The sequence below is a fragment of the Micromonospora sp. BL4 genome (assembly GCF_003667505.1).
Lineage (GTDB): Bacteria > Actinomycetota > Actinomycetes > Mycobacteriales > Micromonosporaceae > Micromonospora.
Window position 1 is genome coordinate 40,245 of sequence record NZ_RCVJ01000070.1, and the last position, 14,137, is coordinate 54,381.

Consider the following 14,137-nt stretch of genomic DNA (forward strand, 5'->3'; position numbering starts at 1 on the left):
GTAATCCAGATCACCGTCGACGTCGCGCCATCGGCCCGCGCCGGGTGGTGGACGGCCGGTGTGGCCGGTCAGTCGGTGGGGACCGTGGGCGGGTCGGTGAGCCGGCGACGCAGCGAGGTGGTCGCCAGCGTGAGGGCCAGCACCACCAGCAACGCGGAGACCGCGATCAGGAGAACCGCCGTGCGCTGCACCGAGGTCATCCCGGCATCGTCGCCGGAGCCGCCGGCGGGGAGCACGCCCTGCGAGCCGGTGGGCGCGGGCGGGGAGACCACCGGGGTGGCCAGCGCGGCAGCCGCGGTGATCCGGAAACTCATCTGCACCCGCCGGGTGGGGCCGCTGCGCGGGTCGAGTTGTCCGATCACCGCGCCGGACAGCGGCGCCTCCCGCTGGGCCTGCGGTGTCGCCTCCACCGGCAGCCGCAGTTCGACGGCGCTGCCCGCCCGCACCGGGCCGGTGTCGCACCGGGTCCGGGTCGGGTCGATCGCCACGCAGCCCTCCGGTGGGGCCGGCACGCTCACCCCGGCCGGAAGGACCACCTCGACCCGGCCGGCCGCGTCCACCGTGCCGGTGTTGCCCAGCCGCACCGCGAGGGTGCTCGCCGCGCCGCTGATGTCGAAGCTCACCTCGTCGGCGGCCAGCGAGATCCCGGGCACCGGTGGACCCGGCGGGAAGAGCACCGCGAAGCCCTGGTCGTCGGCGGCCTCACCGGCGACTCCCGGTGCGTTCGCGGTGACCCGCACGGAGCCGCTGAGGGGCATCTGCTTCCACGCGGTGCCGGCGACCCGCAACCGGAGCAGGCTGCTGAAGCGTGCGCCCGCCTCGGCCGTCCAGGCCCCGCAGCGGTACGCGCCGCCACCGGTGGCGGTGCAGCCCTTCGTTCCGGCGTCGGTCAGCCCGGCGGGCAGGGTGTACGAGAGCCGGATCAGCTGGGCGGTGGTGCCGGTGTTCGTCACCGTGACCCGCAGCGTGGCGGCGGTGCTGGCCGCGTTCCAGTACGCGCCCGTGAGGGTGACGTCCTCGGTGGTGACCTGCACGCCGAGTGGGTTCGGCGGCGCCTCCTGGCCCGGTGCCGGCGGACGGACCGGGGGAGCTGACGGCGCCGGGGGCGCTGGAGGCGCTGGAGGTGCCGGGGGCCCGGGCGTGGGCGGCCGGGTGGTGCTGCTGCTGCCCGGTGCGGGCGCGGTGGTGGTCGGTGCCGGCGGCACGTCCGGCGCGGTGGTCTGCGGGGCCGGTGGCGTCGTCTCCGGCGGCGGTGCGGTGGTCTCCGGGGCCGGGTCGGTCGGCGGCGGATCGCCGCCCGGCTCCTCGGTCGGGGTGGGCTCCTCGGCCGGGGTGGTCTCGGGGCCCGGCGCGGGTTCGGTCGCCGAGTCCGTCACCGCAGCGACCGGGGTGGCGTCCGGCACTGCCGCGCCGGCCCAGGCCGGTGCCACGGCGAGCGCCGCGAGCAGGCCGAGCACGAGCGAGATCGCCAGCAGGGGCGTGGGACGCCCCGCAGCCCCCCGAGGGACGGGCGGAACCTGCACGCTGGCCATCTGACCTCCGGTGACATGGGTGGGGGTCCAGTATTCGGTAACAGTTGCCTTGGAGCACTAGTCCCATTTGGAAACAAATCCGTAACGTGTTCGGGACGGCCGTTCCGGGGGGACGGTAGGCTGCCGGACGTGACCGGTTACCTGGGCTCGTACGCGACGCTCGGGCTCCTGCTGCTCGCCAGCGTCCTCTTCTTCGTTACGGCGTTCTCGGCCAACCGAGTGTTACGTCCCGCCCGTCCAGCGGAGCCGCACGGCAAGCGGACCAGCTACGAGTGCGGGCTCGACCCGGTCGGCGCGGACTGGGCGCAGATGCAGATCCGCTACTACGTCTACGCCTACCTCTACGTCCTCTTCGCGGTCGAGGCGGTGTTCCTCTTCCCCTGGGCGGTGGTCTTCGACCGGCCGGGCTTCGGCCTGGTCACGGTGGTGGAGATGGCGGTGTTCGTGGCGGTGCTCGCACTGGGCATCCTCTATGCCTGGCGTAGGAACATCCTGCGCTGGACCTGAGCCCCCGGGCCTCCGGCGATCGTGCCGGTCCGTCCGGCCGTTCGCGGCCGGTTGTCCGGACGAGCGGTCAGGCCAGACCCCGACGGGTCGCCGCGGGCGGCCGGTCACCGCGGATCGAGGCCACCATGTCCAGCACCCGGCGGGTGGGCGCGACCTGGTGGGCCCGGAACACCCGGGCACCGAGCCAGGCCGAGATCGCCGTCGCGGCGAGCGTCCCCTCCAGCCGTTCGGCGACCGGCAGGTCGAGCGTCTCGCCGATGAAGTCCTTGTTGGAGAGCGCCACCAGCAGCGGCCAGCCGGTCCCGGTCAACTCGTCCAGCCGACGGGTGATCTCCAGGGAGTGCCGGGTGTTCTTGCCGAAGTCGTGAGCCGGGTCGATCAGGATGCCGTCGGGGCGTACCCCCGCGGCCACCGCGCGCTCGGCGAGCCCGGTCACCGTCGCGACCACGTCGGCGACCACGTCGTCGAAGGCGGCCCGGTGCGGCCGGGTCCGGGGGACCAGCCCGCCGGCGTGCGAGCAGACCAGCCCGGCGCCGGTCCGCGCGGCCACCCGGGCGAGCGCCGGGTCGGCGCCCGACCAGGTGTCGTTGAGCAGGTCGGCCCCGGCCGCCACGGCCTCCACCGCCACCTCCGCGCGCCAGGTGTCGATGGAGATGACCACCTCCGGGAACGCGGCCCGGACGGCGGCGATGGTGTCCACCGTGCGCCGGATCTCCTCGGTGACGTCCACCTCGGCGCCGGGCCCGGCCTTCACCCCGCCGATGTCGATGATCGCCGCGCCCTCGTCCACGGCCCGCTCGACCGCCCGCAGCGCGCTGTCGGCGGCGAAGGTGGCGCCCCGGTCGAAGAACGAGTCCGGCGTGCGGTTGACGATCGCCATCACCACCAGCTCGCCGGGAGCGAAGGTCCGCCCACCCAGCCGAAGCGCCCCGGCCATGCCCGCCTCCTGAGAGTCCGCACCGTCGCCGCCGCGTCGGCCGGTCCCGACGCTAGCCGGTCGGCGGACCGGAACGCCGGGCGGCGTCGACGCCGATCGTGATCGAGGTGGGTGGTGGGCTCGCTCACGGCCGTGCGCCATGCCACGATCAGTGCATGGGTCAGCTTCTGCTCTTCCTGGTCGTGGCGTTGACCGTCGCGGCGGTGGTGTTCGGCGTGACGGTGCTGGTCACCGGCCGCGATCCGGGCCTGGTGCCCGCCGAGCCGGATTCGCAGGCCGTGGCGTTGCCGGCCAGCCGGCCGCTGCGCGAATCCGATGTGGGCGCGGTCCGTTTCGACACCGGGCTGCGCGGGTACCGGATGGCCCAGGTCGATCAGGCGATGCGCCGCGCCGCCTACGACATCGGCTACAAGTCGGAGCTGATCGGCGTGCTGGAGGCGGAGGTCAACGCGTTGCGTGCGGGGCGTATCGCCGACGCGGACGCGCTGCGCCAGGCCCGTGAGCAGTCCGCCGGCGTGGCTACGAACGAGGATGCGGCGGCTCAGCAGGTCGAGCGGCCGGGCGACGACGCCGGGTCCGGCGTTGCCCCGGTCGGCCCGGCCGGTGTCGGCCCGCTGCCCGGTGCCACCTCCTCCCCGGCGGACTCCGATGGGGTGGCTCCGGCCGCCGCGCAGGCTGATGACGAGCCGACTGATGACGAGCCGGCCGACGGCGAGCCGGCCGACGGCACCGGACAGCACGGCGCGGTGGTTCGGTCGGAGTCGGCGTGACCGACCCGGGGGGCGGCGACGATCTCCGCGAGGCCGCCCAACCCGGCGCTGGCGAAGTGACCGCCACGGTGATCGTCAACGCCCCGGCGGAGCGGGTCTTCACCGCGCTGCTCGCCTGGGAACGCCAGTCCGACTGGATCCCGTTCACCCGGCTGCGGGTGGTCGAGGGCGACGGCCGTGAAGGCAGCCTGATCGAGGCCGTGACCGCGCTCGGCCCGCTGGTGCTGCGCGACGAGATGCGGGTGGTCCGGGTCGACGAGCCGTACGAGATCGGCGTGGTGCACTGCGGCCGGCTGCTGCGCGGCCCGGGGGTGCTGCGCTGCACCCAGATGGACCGGGCCCGCACCCAGGTGGTCTGGCACGAGTGGTTCCACCTGCCGGGCGGCCCGGCCGGCCGGCTGGCGTGGCCGGTGCTCTGGCCCGGCTCCAAGGTCAGCCTCACCCAGGCGCTGAAGAGGTTCGCCCGTCTGGTCGAGCAGGGCCAACTGCCCTGACCACGCCCCGCGGCGGCCGCCCGCCGGCGCGCGCGGGACACCACCTGCGGCCGGGCGGCCGGCGGCGCCGGGCTGTCGGTCCGATGGCCTAGCGTGTACGAGGTGAGTGACCTGGTGATCGGCGCCGACGGGCTGCCACGCTGCGCCTGGGGGTCGAGCACCCCCGACTACGCCGTCTACCACGACACCGAGTGGGGGCGGCCGCTGCACGGCGACGACGCGCTCTACGAGCGGATGACCCTGGAGGCGTTCCAGTCGGGCCTGTCCTGGCTGACCATCCTGCGCAAGCGCCCGGCGTTCCGGCTGGCCTTCGACGAGTTCCGGATTCCGACCGTCGCCGGCTACGACGACGCCGATGTGACCCGGCTGCTCGCCGACGCCGGCATCGTCCGCAACCGAGCCAAGATCGAGGCGGCGATCGCCAACGCCCGCGCCGCGCTGGAGCTGCCCGACGGCCTGTCCGCGCTGCTCTGGTCCTTCGCCCCGGCGCCCCGGCCGGCCCGTCCCGCCTCGTTCGCCGAGGTCGCGCCGATCACCCCCGAGTCGACGGCGATGGCCAAGGCGCTCAAGAAGCGCGGCTTCCGGTTCGTCGGCCCGACCACCGCCTACGCGCTCATGCAGGCCACCGGCATGGTCGACGATCACATCGTCGGCTGCCATGTCACGCTGCCACCGACGGCGTGATGGGATGGCAGGCATGACGACCGAGACCGCGCACCGGGCCGGCGAGGCCGGCCACGTCGACGGGACGGGCACCTGGGCGCTGCTGCTGCCCGCCGAGCGGTACGAGGCCGAGCGACTCGTGCACCACGACACGCTGGAGCTGACCGGGGTGACGGGCGTCAGCCGACCGGGCCCGGGTGATCAGGTGGCGGTGCTGGCCGACACGCCGCCCCGGCTGGTGGCGCTCGGCCGGGTCACCGCGCCGGCCCAACGGCACCGCGAAGACCCGGACGACCCGCAGTCGCCGGTCGAGCCCGGGACGCTCGTCGTGGCGTACACCCGGCGGGCCTTCGACGAGCCGGTGCCGGCCGACCGGCTGACGCTCGACGGGCCCCTCACCGCGCTGGACCCGGTGGCCTTCCGGGCGCTGGCCGACCGGCTCGGTCCGCCCCCGGCGCGGCGCACCTGGCTGGTCAGCCTCGACCTGCCGATCGAGGCCGGCACGCCGGCCGAGGCGGTCCGGCTCTTCTGGTCCTACGTGCAGGAGCTGGGGCCGCGTGAGCTGCCGGCCTTCGTGTCGCCCTCCGGGGACGAGCTGGCCATGCAGGCGTTCGTGCTGGGCGCGGAGGCCAACCAGGACCCGGAAGAGGACGACTAGAACAGGCCGTCCAGCCGCCCCCGCCAGTCGGCGAGCACCGAGCCCGGGTCGGTGTCCAGCACGCGCTCCAGCAGCGTGGCGTAGACGTCCCGGAAGTCGGTCGTGTACTTCAGGTCCCCGTCGTCGAGGTCGGTGAGGCTGGGCGGCGCGCCGTGCCAGCCGCCGCGCACTCCGGCGCCGAGCAGCAGCATGTCGGAGGCGGTGCCGTGGTCGGTGCCGTCCGAGGCGTTGGCCCGGACCCGGCGGCCGAACTCCGAGTAGACCGCCACCACCACCTTCCGGCCCGCCTCGGTACGGCTCATCCGGTCCGCGAAGCCGGTCAGCGCCCGGTCCACCTGGCCGAGCAGGACGGCCTGCAACTGCTTCTCGTCCGCGTGCGTGTCGCAGCCGCCCAGGGACACCGAGAAGACCCGGGTGGACACCTCGGCCTCGACGCACTGCGCGACCAGGTCCAGCTGCGCGTCCAGGGGGGTCCGTGCCCCGCCGGTGGCCGTCGCCGGCGCCTGGTCGCCGTCCGGGTCCGCCGCGTCCGTCGCCGCGGAGTCACGGACGTGGCGGATCATCTCGTCCACCGAGCGCAGGTCGGCGAAACAGGCGGCGGCCCGGCTCCTAGCCGCCGACTCACCCGCCTCCGGCGCGGCGAACGCGGTCAGCGTCGCCGCTGGCAGCCCCTTGGCGGCCTTCCGGTCGGCCACGGGCACCGCGGCGCCCGCGCTCCGCGCCCCGGCCAGCAGCGGCGGCAGCGCCGGCTCGAAGGAGACCGCGAGCCGAGGGTCCCCGCCCGCCCCGTCCAGCCAGCGACCCAGCCAGCCGGTGTTGCCGGGCCGGTCCGGTTGCGCGGTGTGCCAGATGTCCATGGACCGGAAGTGGCTGCGGTCCGGCTTCGGGTAGCCGATTCCGCGCACGATCGCCAGCCCGCCGCCGGACCAGCGCTGGTGCAGGCCAGCCAGCGCCGGGTTGAGACCGAAGTCGTCGTCCAGCCGGCGCACCTCTCCGTCCGGGTACGCCAGCTCCGGGCGGGCCGCCCGGTAGGCCGGGTCGCCGTACGGGATCACGGTGTTCAGACCGTCGTTGCCGCCGTAGAGGGTGACCAGCACCAGCGTGCGGGACTGCGGATCGCGGTCCCCGGCGGTGTCCAGCAGGTCCCGCAGGCCGTAGGCGCCGGCCCCGGCGGCCAGTGCGCCCGCGCCGACCACTCCGCTCGTGAGCAGGAACTTCCGTCGGGTCAGGGTGTCCATCTGTCGACTCCTCGGCTCAGCTGACGGTGTACTCGGGACTGACCAGGCCTGCCGCGAGCAGCTTCCGGGGCTCGCCGGCCAGCGGGGCCAGGGCGGCCCGGGTCCGCGCACCCCATCCGTCCACGACCAGCAGCCGGGCCAGGGCGTCCGGCCGGCCGGCGGCGGGCGCGGCCGTCAGCCGTTCCAGCACCGCCGGCGTCACGGCGGCGGCCAGCATCCCGGCCATCCGGAGTCGGGCCTGCAACGACGAGGTGGTCAGCCAGGCGGCCCCGGCCGGCCAGCCGCCGACGCTGGGCGGCCGCAGCGGCACCTGGTCCAGCGCGTTCAGGCCGGCCAGCAGTTGTTTGCGTTGCTCCTCGCGCAGGGCGGAGGGCCGTACGCCGAGTTGCCGCAGCGCGCCGACGACCCACTCCACCGGCTGCTTGACCAGGGTGCCCCGGGTCTGCGAGAAGGCCGGCGAGGAGAACAGCGTGCGGAGGGTGGCGACGGTGTCCGCGCCGGCCAGGTTGGCCGGCGCGGGGACGTCGGCGCCGGCGTAGCGGAACCAGAGCCGGCCCGCCACGAACGTCGCCGCCGCCGGGTGGGCGGACAGCAGCCCGGCGTACGCCTCGGCGTCGAACCGGCCGCTATGCCCGAGGATGGTCTTCTCCCCGGAGTCGTGCCGGCGGGTCTCGAACCGGACGGTGCCGGTGCGCCGGTCCACGACCCAGCCGGTCAGCGCCCGCGCGCCGGCCTTCACGTCCGCCTCGGTGTAGCTGCCGATGCCGAGGGTGAACAGCTCCATCAGCTCGCGGGCCAGGTTCTCGTTCGGGGCCTTGCGGGTGTTCTTCTGCCCGTCCAGCCAGATGATCAGGGCCGGATCGCGCACCATCGCGGTGACCAGCGGGCCCAGCGGTCCCCGGCCGTGCCGGCGCAGCGTCTCCAACTGGCCGAGCATCACCCGCGCCGACTTGACCTTCTGGGCGCTGGTCGCCCAGTGCCCGTGCCAGAAGAAGAGCAGCTTCTCGCTCAGCCCGTCCTCGGCGGCCACCATCCGGTCGAGCCACCAGAGGGTCAACCGTTGCAGCTGCTCCCGGCGCTCCGCGTTCGCCTTCTGCCGCTGCTCGCGGCTGGATTCCTTGGTCAGAGCGGCGTACGGGTCCGGGGGCAACGCCGGGACCGGGGTGGCGGCCGCACCCCGGTCCGCCCGGTTCCGGTTCAGGAGGCCGGCCAGGGTGGCCTCCGGCCCGGCCCGCTCGGCCGCGTCCACCTCGTCGGCGGTCGGCCCGAAGGTGGCTCGGCGCAGCAGGTGCGCCACCGCTTCACGGTCGGTCATGTGGTCGACGCTAGGCGGCCCGTGTTCGAGGGCGGTAAGGGCGGGATCCGAATCTCGTTCAGTGTCCCTCGAAGACCGGTTTCTGCTTGGCGACGAAGGCGAGGGTGGCCGACCGGTGGTCGGCGGTGGCACCGCAGATCGACTGTGCCTGCGCCTCGGCGGCCAGCGCGTCGGCGAGGGTGCCGGCGTCGGCGATGGAGAGCTGTCGTTTGATCGCCCCGTACGCGACGGTGGGGCCGGCGGCGAGGCGCGCGGCCAACTCCTGCGCGGTCGGCAGCACCTGCTCGTCGTCGTCCACCAGCCGGTTGAGCAGCCCCAGCCGGCAGGCCTCCTCGGCGCGTACCGGCTCGGCCAGCATCAGCAGCTCCACCGCCTTGGCGTGGCCGACCAGGCGCGGCAGCGTCCAGGACGCGCCGGTGTCGGCGGCGAGGCCGACCTTGGCGAAGGCCATCAGGAAGCTGGTGGTCGGGCCACCGATCCGGATGTCGGCGAGGAAGGCCAGCGACGCGCCCGCCCCGGCGGCCATCCCACGGACCGCGGCCACCACCGGCTTGGGCAGGTTGGCCAGTCGGGCGGCGATCGGGTTGTAGTGCGCCCGGACCGTGTCCAGCGGGTTGCCCGTACCGCTCTCCAGCGTCGACACGTGCTCGCGCAGGTCCTGACCGGCGCTGAACGACCCACCCGCGCCGGCAAGCACGACCGCCCGGCAGGACCGGTCGGTCTCCAGCTCCGCGAGAGTGTCCCGCAGCGCCTCCTTGAGCGCCACGTCGAGGGCGTTCATCGCCTTAGGCCGGTTCAGCGTGATGGTGACGACGGCGTCGGTCCGGTCGACCAGCAGCGGCTCGGTCACGTGTCTAACGACCCTTCTGTCGGACGATGCGGTTGCCGGCGTCGAGGCACTGCTCGACGTACCGGTCAGCGGCCGGACGCAGGCGGGCCGCGTGCCGGTCGAAGAAACTGGCCGCGGCGGTGCCGGGCCAGCGTTCGGGCAGCAGCGCCGGGGGCAGCTGCGGGTCCCGGAACAGGAACGTACGCCACGCGTGCACGAGCCGGAACCGGGCCGCGTACGCCTCCTCGTCGCTGCTGCGTGCGGTGACCGCGCCGAGCAGCGGGCGCTGGTCCGCGACGAACCGTTCGTAGGCGCGGCCGATCTCGCTCAGGTTCCAGGCTCGGCGGACCACGCCCATCGCGCCCGGGGTGCCCGCGAAGTGCGAGGCGGTGAACCGCTCGAATCGGACATTGGCCTCGGCGAGCAGCAGATCGACGTCTTCAGCGGGCCGGGTGGCCACCCAGGTCTGCTCGTCCAGCGTGCCGTAGCCCAGGAAGCTGAGGTTGGCGGCGAGCCGCTGCCGGTCCCGCCGGGAGCCGGGAGCCTCCAGGACGAGCAGATCGAACCGGCCGTCCCAGCTGACCCGGCCGGTCCGGTAGATCCGGGCCGCCGCCTCGTCCAGTCGGCGGGCGGCTTTCGGTGTGATCGAATATCCCGGTCCGGACGCCAGCCGGAGCGGATCGAGCCAGCCCTGACGCACCATCCGGGACACGGCGGTGCGCACTGCGGGTGGCGCGATTCCCAACGGCGCCAATAGCTTGACCAGGGCGGCGACCGGTGCCCGGCCACCCCGCGGTCGGAGGTGGTCGCCGTACAGGTCGAAGAGTGCCGACCGTGCCTGCATGACCGCACATTGTGACAGGCCTTCTCAAGATAAGCTAGATGCTGTTACATCAATGCTGCTCCGGTTTGGGTCCGGCGGTGTTCATCAGGGAAAATCGTTGGTCGACACCCCCGCGACCGTTGCGGGTGGTCGTGACGAAGTGGCTGTGGGGCAACCCACCGACCCTGGTGTAGGTCTGAGGGGAGACAACATGGCGGCGATGAAGCCGCGGACGGGCGACGGTCCGCTGGAAGTCACCAAGGAGGGTCGGGGCATCGTCATGCGGGTCCCGCTGGAGGGCGGTGGCCGGCTCGTCGTCGAGATGACTCCCGACGAGGCCAACGCGCTCGGTGACGCGTTGAAGGCGGCCGCCGGCTGAGTGGGGACTGGTCCGGGCGGCGTACGCCGCCCGGAACCTTCCTCGGTCCCTGAGCCACCGGCATCGCCGGTGGCTCAGGGTCTTCATCTGTGCGGACAGACGGGCACAGTCCCGCTCCGCGACACTTTCTGGAGGTGCGGTTCCGCGTGCTCGCCATCCGTCCGATCGCCGAGCCCGATCGGCTCGACGTTCTCGTTCTGCCCGTCCGTCCCGCCGCTGAGCCGGCGGACGGCGACGCCTCTGCCGAACCGGCGCCCACCGCTGTGGCCCTGCCGGACGGCACCGCCGAGGAGGCCGCCGCGCTGGTGCCGGTCGCCCGGTTGACCGGGCGGGCCGGCGAGATCCGCACCCACCTGCGCCCCGGGCGTACCCCCGGCCGGCTGCTGCTGCTCGGCATCGGTGACGGCGGCGAGGCGGCCTGGCGGACCGCTGGCGCGGCCCTGGCCCGCGCCGCCGCAGATGAGACGTACATCACTCTCGCGCTCCCGGAGGAGGTGACGGCGGCCGCGGTCCGCGGGTTGACCGAGGGGCTGCTGCTCGCCTCGTACCGGTTCCGGCTGACCGAGGCCGGCGACCCGCCCGCGCTCGCCGGCGTCGACCTGCTGCTCGCCGACCCGGCCGCGCACGAGGCCACCATCGCCACGGCTCAAACGACCGCCGCGATGACCCGCCTCGCCCGCGACCTGACCAACATGCCCTCCTCGGTGAAGAACCCGCAGTGGTTCGCCGACCAGGTGGCCTCCGCCGCGGCCGACCTGCCGGACCTGCGCCTGCGGGTCCGTGGGCCGGACGAGCTGGCCGCCGAGGGCTTCGGCGGGATCCTCGCCGTGGGCGGCGGCTCGGCCAGCGGCCCCCGCCTGGTCGAGCTGGACTGGCGCCCGGCCGACGCGCGTACCCATGTGGTGCTGATCGGCAAGGGCATCACCTTCGACACCGGCGGGATCTCGATCAAGCCGGTGCCGGCGATGAAGCTGATGCGCAAGGACATGGCCGGCGCGGCCGCGGTCGTCGCCGCCACCCTCGGCGCCGCGACGCTGCGGTTGCCGATCCGGGTCACCACGCTGGCCCCCCTCGCCGAGAACATGGTCAGCGGCTCGGCGTTCCGCCCCGGCGACGTCGTCCGGCACTACGGCGGGACGACCAGCGAGACGACCAACTCCGACGCGGAGGGCCGGCTGGTCCTCGCCGACGCGCTGGCGTACGCGGTGCAGCAGCTCGCGCCGGACCTGCTGATCGACCTGGCCACCCTCACCGGGGCCAACGCCGTGGCGTTGGGCAAGCGGACCGCCGCCCTGTACAGCGAGAACGACCGGCTCGCCGCCGATGTGCTGGCCGCGGCCGAGGCGGCCGGCGAGGCGGCCTGGCGGATGCCGCTGCCCACCGACTACGCCGAGTACCTGGGCAGCGAGGTCGCCGACCTGTACAGCGCGCCGACCCAGGGCGCCGGGTCGGTGGTGGCCGCGCTCTACCTGCGCGAGTTCACCGGCGAGCTGCGGGACCGCTGGCTGCACCTGGACATGTCCGCCCCGTCGTGGGCGGACAGCGACCACGCCGAAGTCAGCCGCGGTGCGACCGGCTGGGGCGTCCGCTCGCTCCTGCGGTGGCTGGCCAGCGTCGACTGACCGGGGTCAGCACTTCACGGCGGCGAGCACCCCGTGCCCGACCGGGAGCAGCGCGGGGATCCAGTGCTCGGACTCCCGCACCGCCTTGATCGTCTCCCGGACCGTCACGGTCTCCGCGTCCCGGGCGGCCGGATCACCGATCCGGCCGCCGGCCAGCATGCCGTTGAGCGCGAGCACGCCTCCCGGTCGCAGCAGCCGTAACGCGGCTTCCACGCAGGCGTGGAAGCCGGTCGCCTCGGCGTCCACGAAGACCAGGTCGTACGCCCCGTCGGCCAGCCGGGGCAGCACGTCGAGGGCGCGGCCGGTGATGATCCGGGTACGGCCGGCGGCGAAGCCGGCCTCGCTGAAGATCCGCCGGGCGATCCTCTGGTGCTCCACCTCCACGTCGATGGTGGTGAGCACGCCGTCGACGCGCATGCCGCGCAGCAGCCAGAGACCGCTCACCCCGGTGCCGGTGCCGATCTCCACCACCGCGCGGGCGTTGCCGGCCGCGGCCAGCAGCCGGAGCGCCGCTCCGGCGCCGGGGGTGACCGCGTCGAGGCCCACCTCGTGGGCCAGGCTGCGGGCGGTGCGCAGGACGAGATCCTCGGTGACGTACGACTCGGCGAACTGCTGAGCCTGGGTCGTCGAACTGCCGGAACCGGCGACCGTGGCGATGGGGCACCTCCGGGGGCGGTGCGTGGTGCGGGGGCGGGTTGGCACTGTGAGCGTAGAGGCGACCGCCGCGCGGCGCAGCCGCGCCTCCACCCCGGGCGATCACCGGGGGCAAGCGCTGACTCCACCGCGTGTATCCGTGCAATCCTGGAGGCGGTATCCCGTCAGCCGCGGCCGCGCCGGTCGGTGGCCGGACGACGCGGCGCGGGATCCGGGGACGGACTGGGAGGCACCGACGTGACCGACGGCTGGGACTGGCGCCGGGGCGGTGAGACTCCGGCTCCGGCGCGACCGCCCGGGGCAGAGGCTCCGCCGGCGGGGTCGCCGACCGCGCCGGGGGCCGACAGCGTGCCCGCGGCGTCGCCGGGCGGGGAATCGACGGCCGGGAACCCGCCGGCGACCTGGCCGGCATCGACTGCGCCGCCGGCGACCTGGCCGGCATCGACTACGCCACCGGCGACCTGGCCGGCGCCGGGCGCGTCCGGCGTTGCCGGCACATCGCCGTGGTGGTCCGACGCGCTCGCCGATCCGTGGCGGGATCCGGCGGCGCCGACGGCGGTGGTGGTGCCCGGGGTGGTGGCGACGGGCACCGAGCCCGAGCCGGTCACCGACCCGGATGCGCCGGGCCGGCCGCGGCTGCGGCACCTGCTGCTCATCCCGGTGATCACCGCGCTGCTGGCCGGCACCCTCGGCGGCGCGCTGGGCTACGCGTTCGCGGTGCGTGGCGGGGCCGGCGGAACGGTGCTCGGCGCCGAGCCGGCGCAGCCGCCGGCGTTGGCCCAGCGCAAGCCGGAGTCCCTGGCCGGGGTGGCCGAACGGGTCCTGCCCAGCGTGGTCACCGTGCGGGTGAGCAGCCTCGGCGGGACGAGTGAGGGCTCCGGCTTCATCGCCAGCGCCGACGGGCACGTGATCACCAACGACCACGTGGTGGCCGGCGGCAGCGGAAAGGCCTCGGTGGTCTTCAACGACGGCAGCTCCGCTGCGGCGACCGTGGTCGGTCAGGACCCGGAGTCGGACATCGCGGTCATCAAGGTGAGCCGGACGGGGCTGCGGCCGGTGGAGTTCGGCGACTCCGACGCGTTGGCGGTCGGCGACCCGGTGCTCGCCATCGGCTCACCGCTCTCGCTGGCCAACACGGTCACCGCCGGCATCGTGAGCGCCCTGGACCGGACGATGCAGGCCGGCGAGCCGGGCGGTCCGGTGCGTTACTACGCGGCGATCCAGACCGACGCGGCGGTCAACCACGGCAACTCGGGCGGCCCGCTCGTCGACGGCGCCGGGCGGGTGGTCGGGGTGAACTCCACCATCAAGTCGCTGGTCGCCGAGGGGCAGGAGGCCGGCAACATCGGGCTCGCCTTCGCCATCCCGATCAACCAGGCCAAACGGGTGACCCAGGACATCATCGGCACCGGCAAGGCCCGGCGTACGGTGATCGGCGCCCAGGTCGGCGGCCCGGGCGCGGGAGCCAGCGGCGGCGTACGGCTGGCCGCGGTGGAGCCGTCCGGTCCGGCGGCCGGCGCGGGGCTGCGGGTCGGCGACGTGATCCTGAAGCTCAACGGCCGGCCGATGACCGAACCGACGGACCTGATCGCCCTGGTCCGCAAGTTCGCACCCGGATCGGTGGTGACCGTCGAATACCGGCGTGGCGCCGACCGGCAGAACACCTCGGTCACCCTTGCCGCCGATGCCAAGTGAACAGCGGGTCACCCCCTGCCC

15 protein-coding genes are annotated in these 14,137 nt (G+C 74.5%); 8 read left to right on the forward strand and 7 right to left on the reverse strand.

From position 1 onward, the window contains the following. Positions 1-68: 68 nt before the first annotated feature. A complete protein-coding gene (locus EAD89_RS05115; RefSeq protein WP_121674921.1) occupies positions 69-1,532 on the reverse strand; it encodes a hypothetical protein in 1,464 nt (487 codons plus the stop codon). A gap of 129 nt (positions 1,533-1,661) precedes the next feature. Between EAD89_RS05115 and ndhC the strand changes: the two genes are divergently transcribed. Next, entirely contained in the window at positions 1,662-2,039 is a 378-nt protein-coding gene (gene ndhC / locus EAD89_RS05120) for an NADH-quinone oxidoreductase subunit A (RefSeq protein WP_074316464.1), read from the forward strand. A 67-nt stretch (positions 2,040-2,106) separates the two neighbouring features. Here ndhC and folP read toward each other — a convergent pair whose 3' ends face one another. Further along, the gene (gene folP, locus EAD89_RS05125; RefSeq protein ID WP_121654744.1) at positions 2,107-2,976 is read right to left on the reverse strand and encodes a dihydropteroate synthase; all 870 of its coding nucleotides are present in this window, start codon (positions 2,974-2,976) and stop codon (positions 2,107-2,109) included. Between the two features lie 155 nt (positions 2,977-3,131). Here folP and EAD89_RS05130 point away from each other — a divergent pair, with 155 nt between their 5' ends. From EAD89_RS05130 to EAD89_RS05145, 4 genes are all read left to right on the forward strand, one after another. Then, entirely contained in the window at positions 3,132-3,746 is a 615-nt protein-coding gene (locus tag EAD89_RS05130) for a DivIVA domain-containing protein (RefSeq protein ID WP_121674922.1), read from the forward strand. Next, complete coding sequence (locus tag EAD89_RS05135) at positions 3,743-4,240, forward strand: SRPBCC family protein (protein WP_121654746.1); 498 nt, start codon at positions 3,743-3,745, stop codon at positions 4,238-4,240. Before EAD89_RS05130 ends, EAD89_RS05135 begins: the two co-directional genes overlap by 4 nt. Positions 4,241-4,342: 102 nt before the next feature. After that, positions 4,343-4,924, forward strand: a complete 582-nt coding sequence (locus EAD89_RS05140) for a DNA-3-methyladenine glycosylase I (RefSeq protein WP_121654778.1) — start codon at positions 4,343-4,345, stop codon at positions 4,922-4,924. A gap of 13 nt (positions 4,925-4,937) precedes the next feature. Beyond that, a complete protein-coding gene (locus EAD89_RS05145) occupies positions 4,938-5,561 on the forward strand; it encodes a hypothetical protein (RefSeq protein WP_121654747.1) in 624 nt (207 codons plus the stop codon). On the opposite strand, the gene EAD89_RS05150 is transcribed toward EAD89_RS05145, so the two are convergent. Genes EAD89_RS05150 through EAD89_RS05165 form a run of 4 tightly spaced genes read right to left on the reverse strand, consistent with a single transcriptional unit; the run spans position 5,558 to position 9,787 of the window. Then, the gene (locus tag EAD89_RS05150; RefSeq protein WP_121674923.1) at positions 5,558-6,799 is read right to left on the reverse strand and encodes a DUF1501 domain-containing protein; all 1,242 of its coding nucleotides are present in this window, start codon (positions 6,797-6,799) and stop codon (positions 5,558-5,560) included. The genes EAD89_RS05145 and EAD89_RS05150 overlap by 4 nt on opposite strands. A 16-nt stretch (positions 6,800-6,815) precedes the next feature. Continuing rightward, a complete protein-coding gene (locus tag EAD89_RS05155) occupies positions 6,816-8,114 on the reverse strand; it encodes a DUF1800 family protein (RefSeq protein WP_121674924.1) in 1,299 nt (432 codons plus the stop codon). Positions 8,115-8,172: 58 nt separating this feature from the next. Continuing rightward, on the reverse strand, positions 8,173-8,964 hold the full coding sequence (locus tag EAD89_RS05160; protein WP_121654750.1) for an enoyl-CoA hydratase/isomerase family protein: 792 nt from the start codon (positions 8,962-8,964) through the stop codon (positions 8,173-8,175). 4 nt (positions 8,965-8,968) lie between these two features. Beyond that, a complete protein-coding gene (locus EAD89_RS05165; RefSeq protein WP_121654751.1) occupies positions 8,969-9,787 on the reverse strand; it encodes a PaaX family transcriptional regulator C-terminal domain-containing protein in 819 nt (272 codons plus the stop codon). A gap of 190 nt (positions 9,788-9,977) precedes the next feature. On the opposite strand from EAD89_RS05165, the gene EAD89_RS05170 reads away from it, so the two are divergent. Further along, the gene (locus tag EAD89_RS05170) at positions 9,978-10,145 is read left to right on the forward strand and encodes a DUF3117 domain-containing protein (protein ID WP_007455245.1); all 168 of its coding nucleotides are present in this window, start codon (positions 9,978-9,980) and stop codon (positions 10,143-10,145) included. A gap of 146 nt (positions 10,146-10,291) precedes the next feature. Then, complete coding sequence (locus tag EAD89_RS05175) at positions 10,292-11,767, forward strand: M17 family metallopeptidase (RefSeq protein WP_121674925.1); 1,476 nt, start codon at positions 10,292-10,294, stop codon at positions 11,765-11,767. Between the two features lie 6 nt (positions 11,768-11,773). On the opposite strand, the gene EAD89_RS05180 is transcribed toward EAD89_RS05175, so the two are convergent. Continuing rightward, complete coding sequence (locus EAD89_RS05180) at positions 11,774-12,424, reverse strand: O-methyltransferase (RefSeq protein ID WP_255421257.1); 651 nt, start codon at positions 12,422-12,424, stop codon at positions 11,774-11,776. A gap of 234 nt (positions 12,425-12,658) precedes the next feature. Between EAD89_RS05180 and EAD89_RS05185 the strand changes: the two genes are divergently transcribed. After that, positions 12,659-14,116 (forward strand): S1C family serine protease, encoded by a 1,458-nt coding sequence (locus EAD89_RS05185; protein ID WP_121674926.1) that lies wholly within the window; start codon positions 12,659-12,661, stop codon positions 14,114-14,116. The last annotated feature ends 21 nt before the right edge of the window (positions 14,117-14,137 follow it).

Bases quoted from the DNA above. Each gene is read 5' to 3' on its own strand.
- EAD89_RS05115 (WP_121674921.1), bottom strand. From the start codon at position 1,532: ATGGCCAGCGTGCAGGTTCCGCCCGTCCCTCGGGGGGCTGCGGGGCGT.
- folP (WP_121654744.1), bottom strand. From the start codon at position 2,976: ATGGCCGGGGCGCTTCGGCTGGGTGGGCGGACCTTCGCTCCCGGCGAG.
- EAD89_RS05130 (WP_121674922.1), top strand. From the start codon at position 3,132: ATGGGTCAGCTTCTGCTCTTCCTGGTCGTGGCGTTGACCGTCGCGGCG.
- EAD89_RS05145 (WP_121654747.1), top strand. From the start codon at position 4,938: ATGACGACCGAGACCGCGCACCGGGCCGGCGAGGCCGGCCACGTCGAC.
- EAD89_RS05150 (WP_121674923.1), bottom strand. From the start codon at position 6,799: ATGGACACCCTGACCCGACGGAAGTTCCTGCTCACGAGCGGAGTGGTC.
- EAD89_RS05155 (WP_121674924.1), bottom strand. From the start codon at position 8,114: ATGACCGACCGTGAAGCGGTGGCGCACCTGCTGCGCCGAGCCACCTTC.
- EAD89_RS05165 (WP_121654751.1), bottom strand. From the start codon at position 9,787: ATGCAGGCACGGTCGGCACTCTTCGACCTGTACGGCGACCACCTCCGA.
- EAD89_RS05170 (WP_007455245.1), top strand. From the start codon at position 9,978: ATGGCGGCGATGAAGCCGCGGACGGGCGACGGTCCGCTGGAAGTCACC.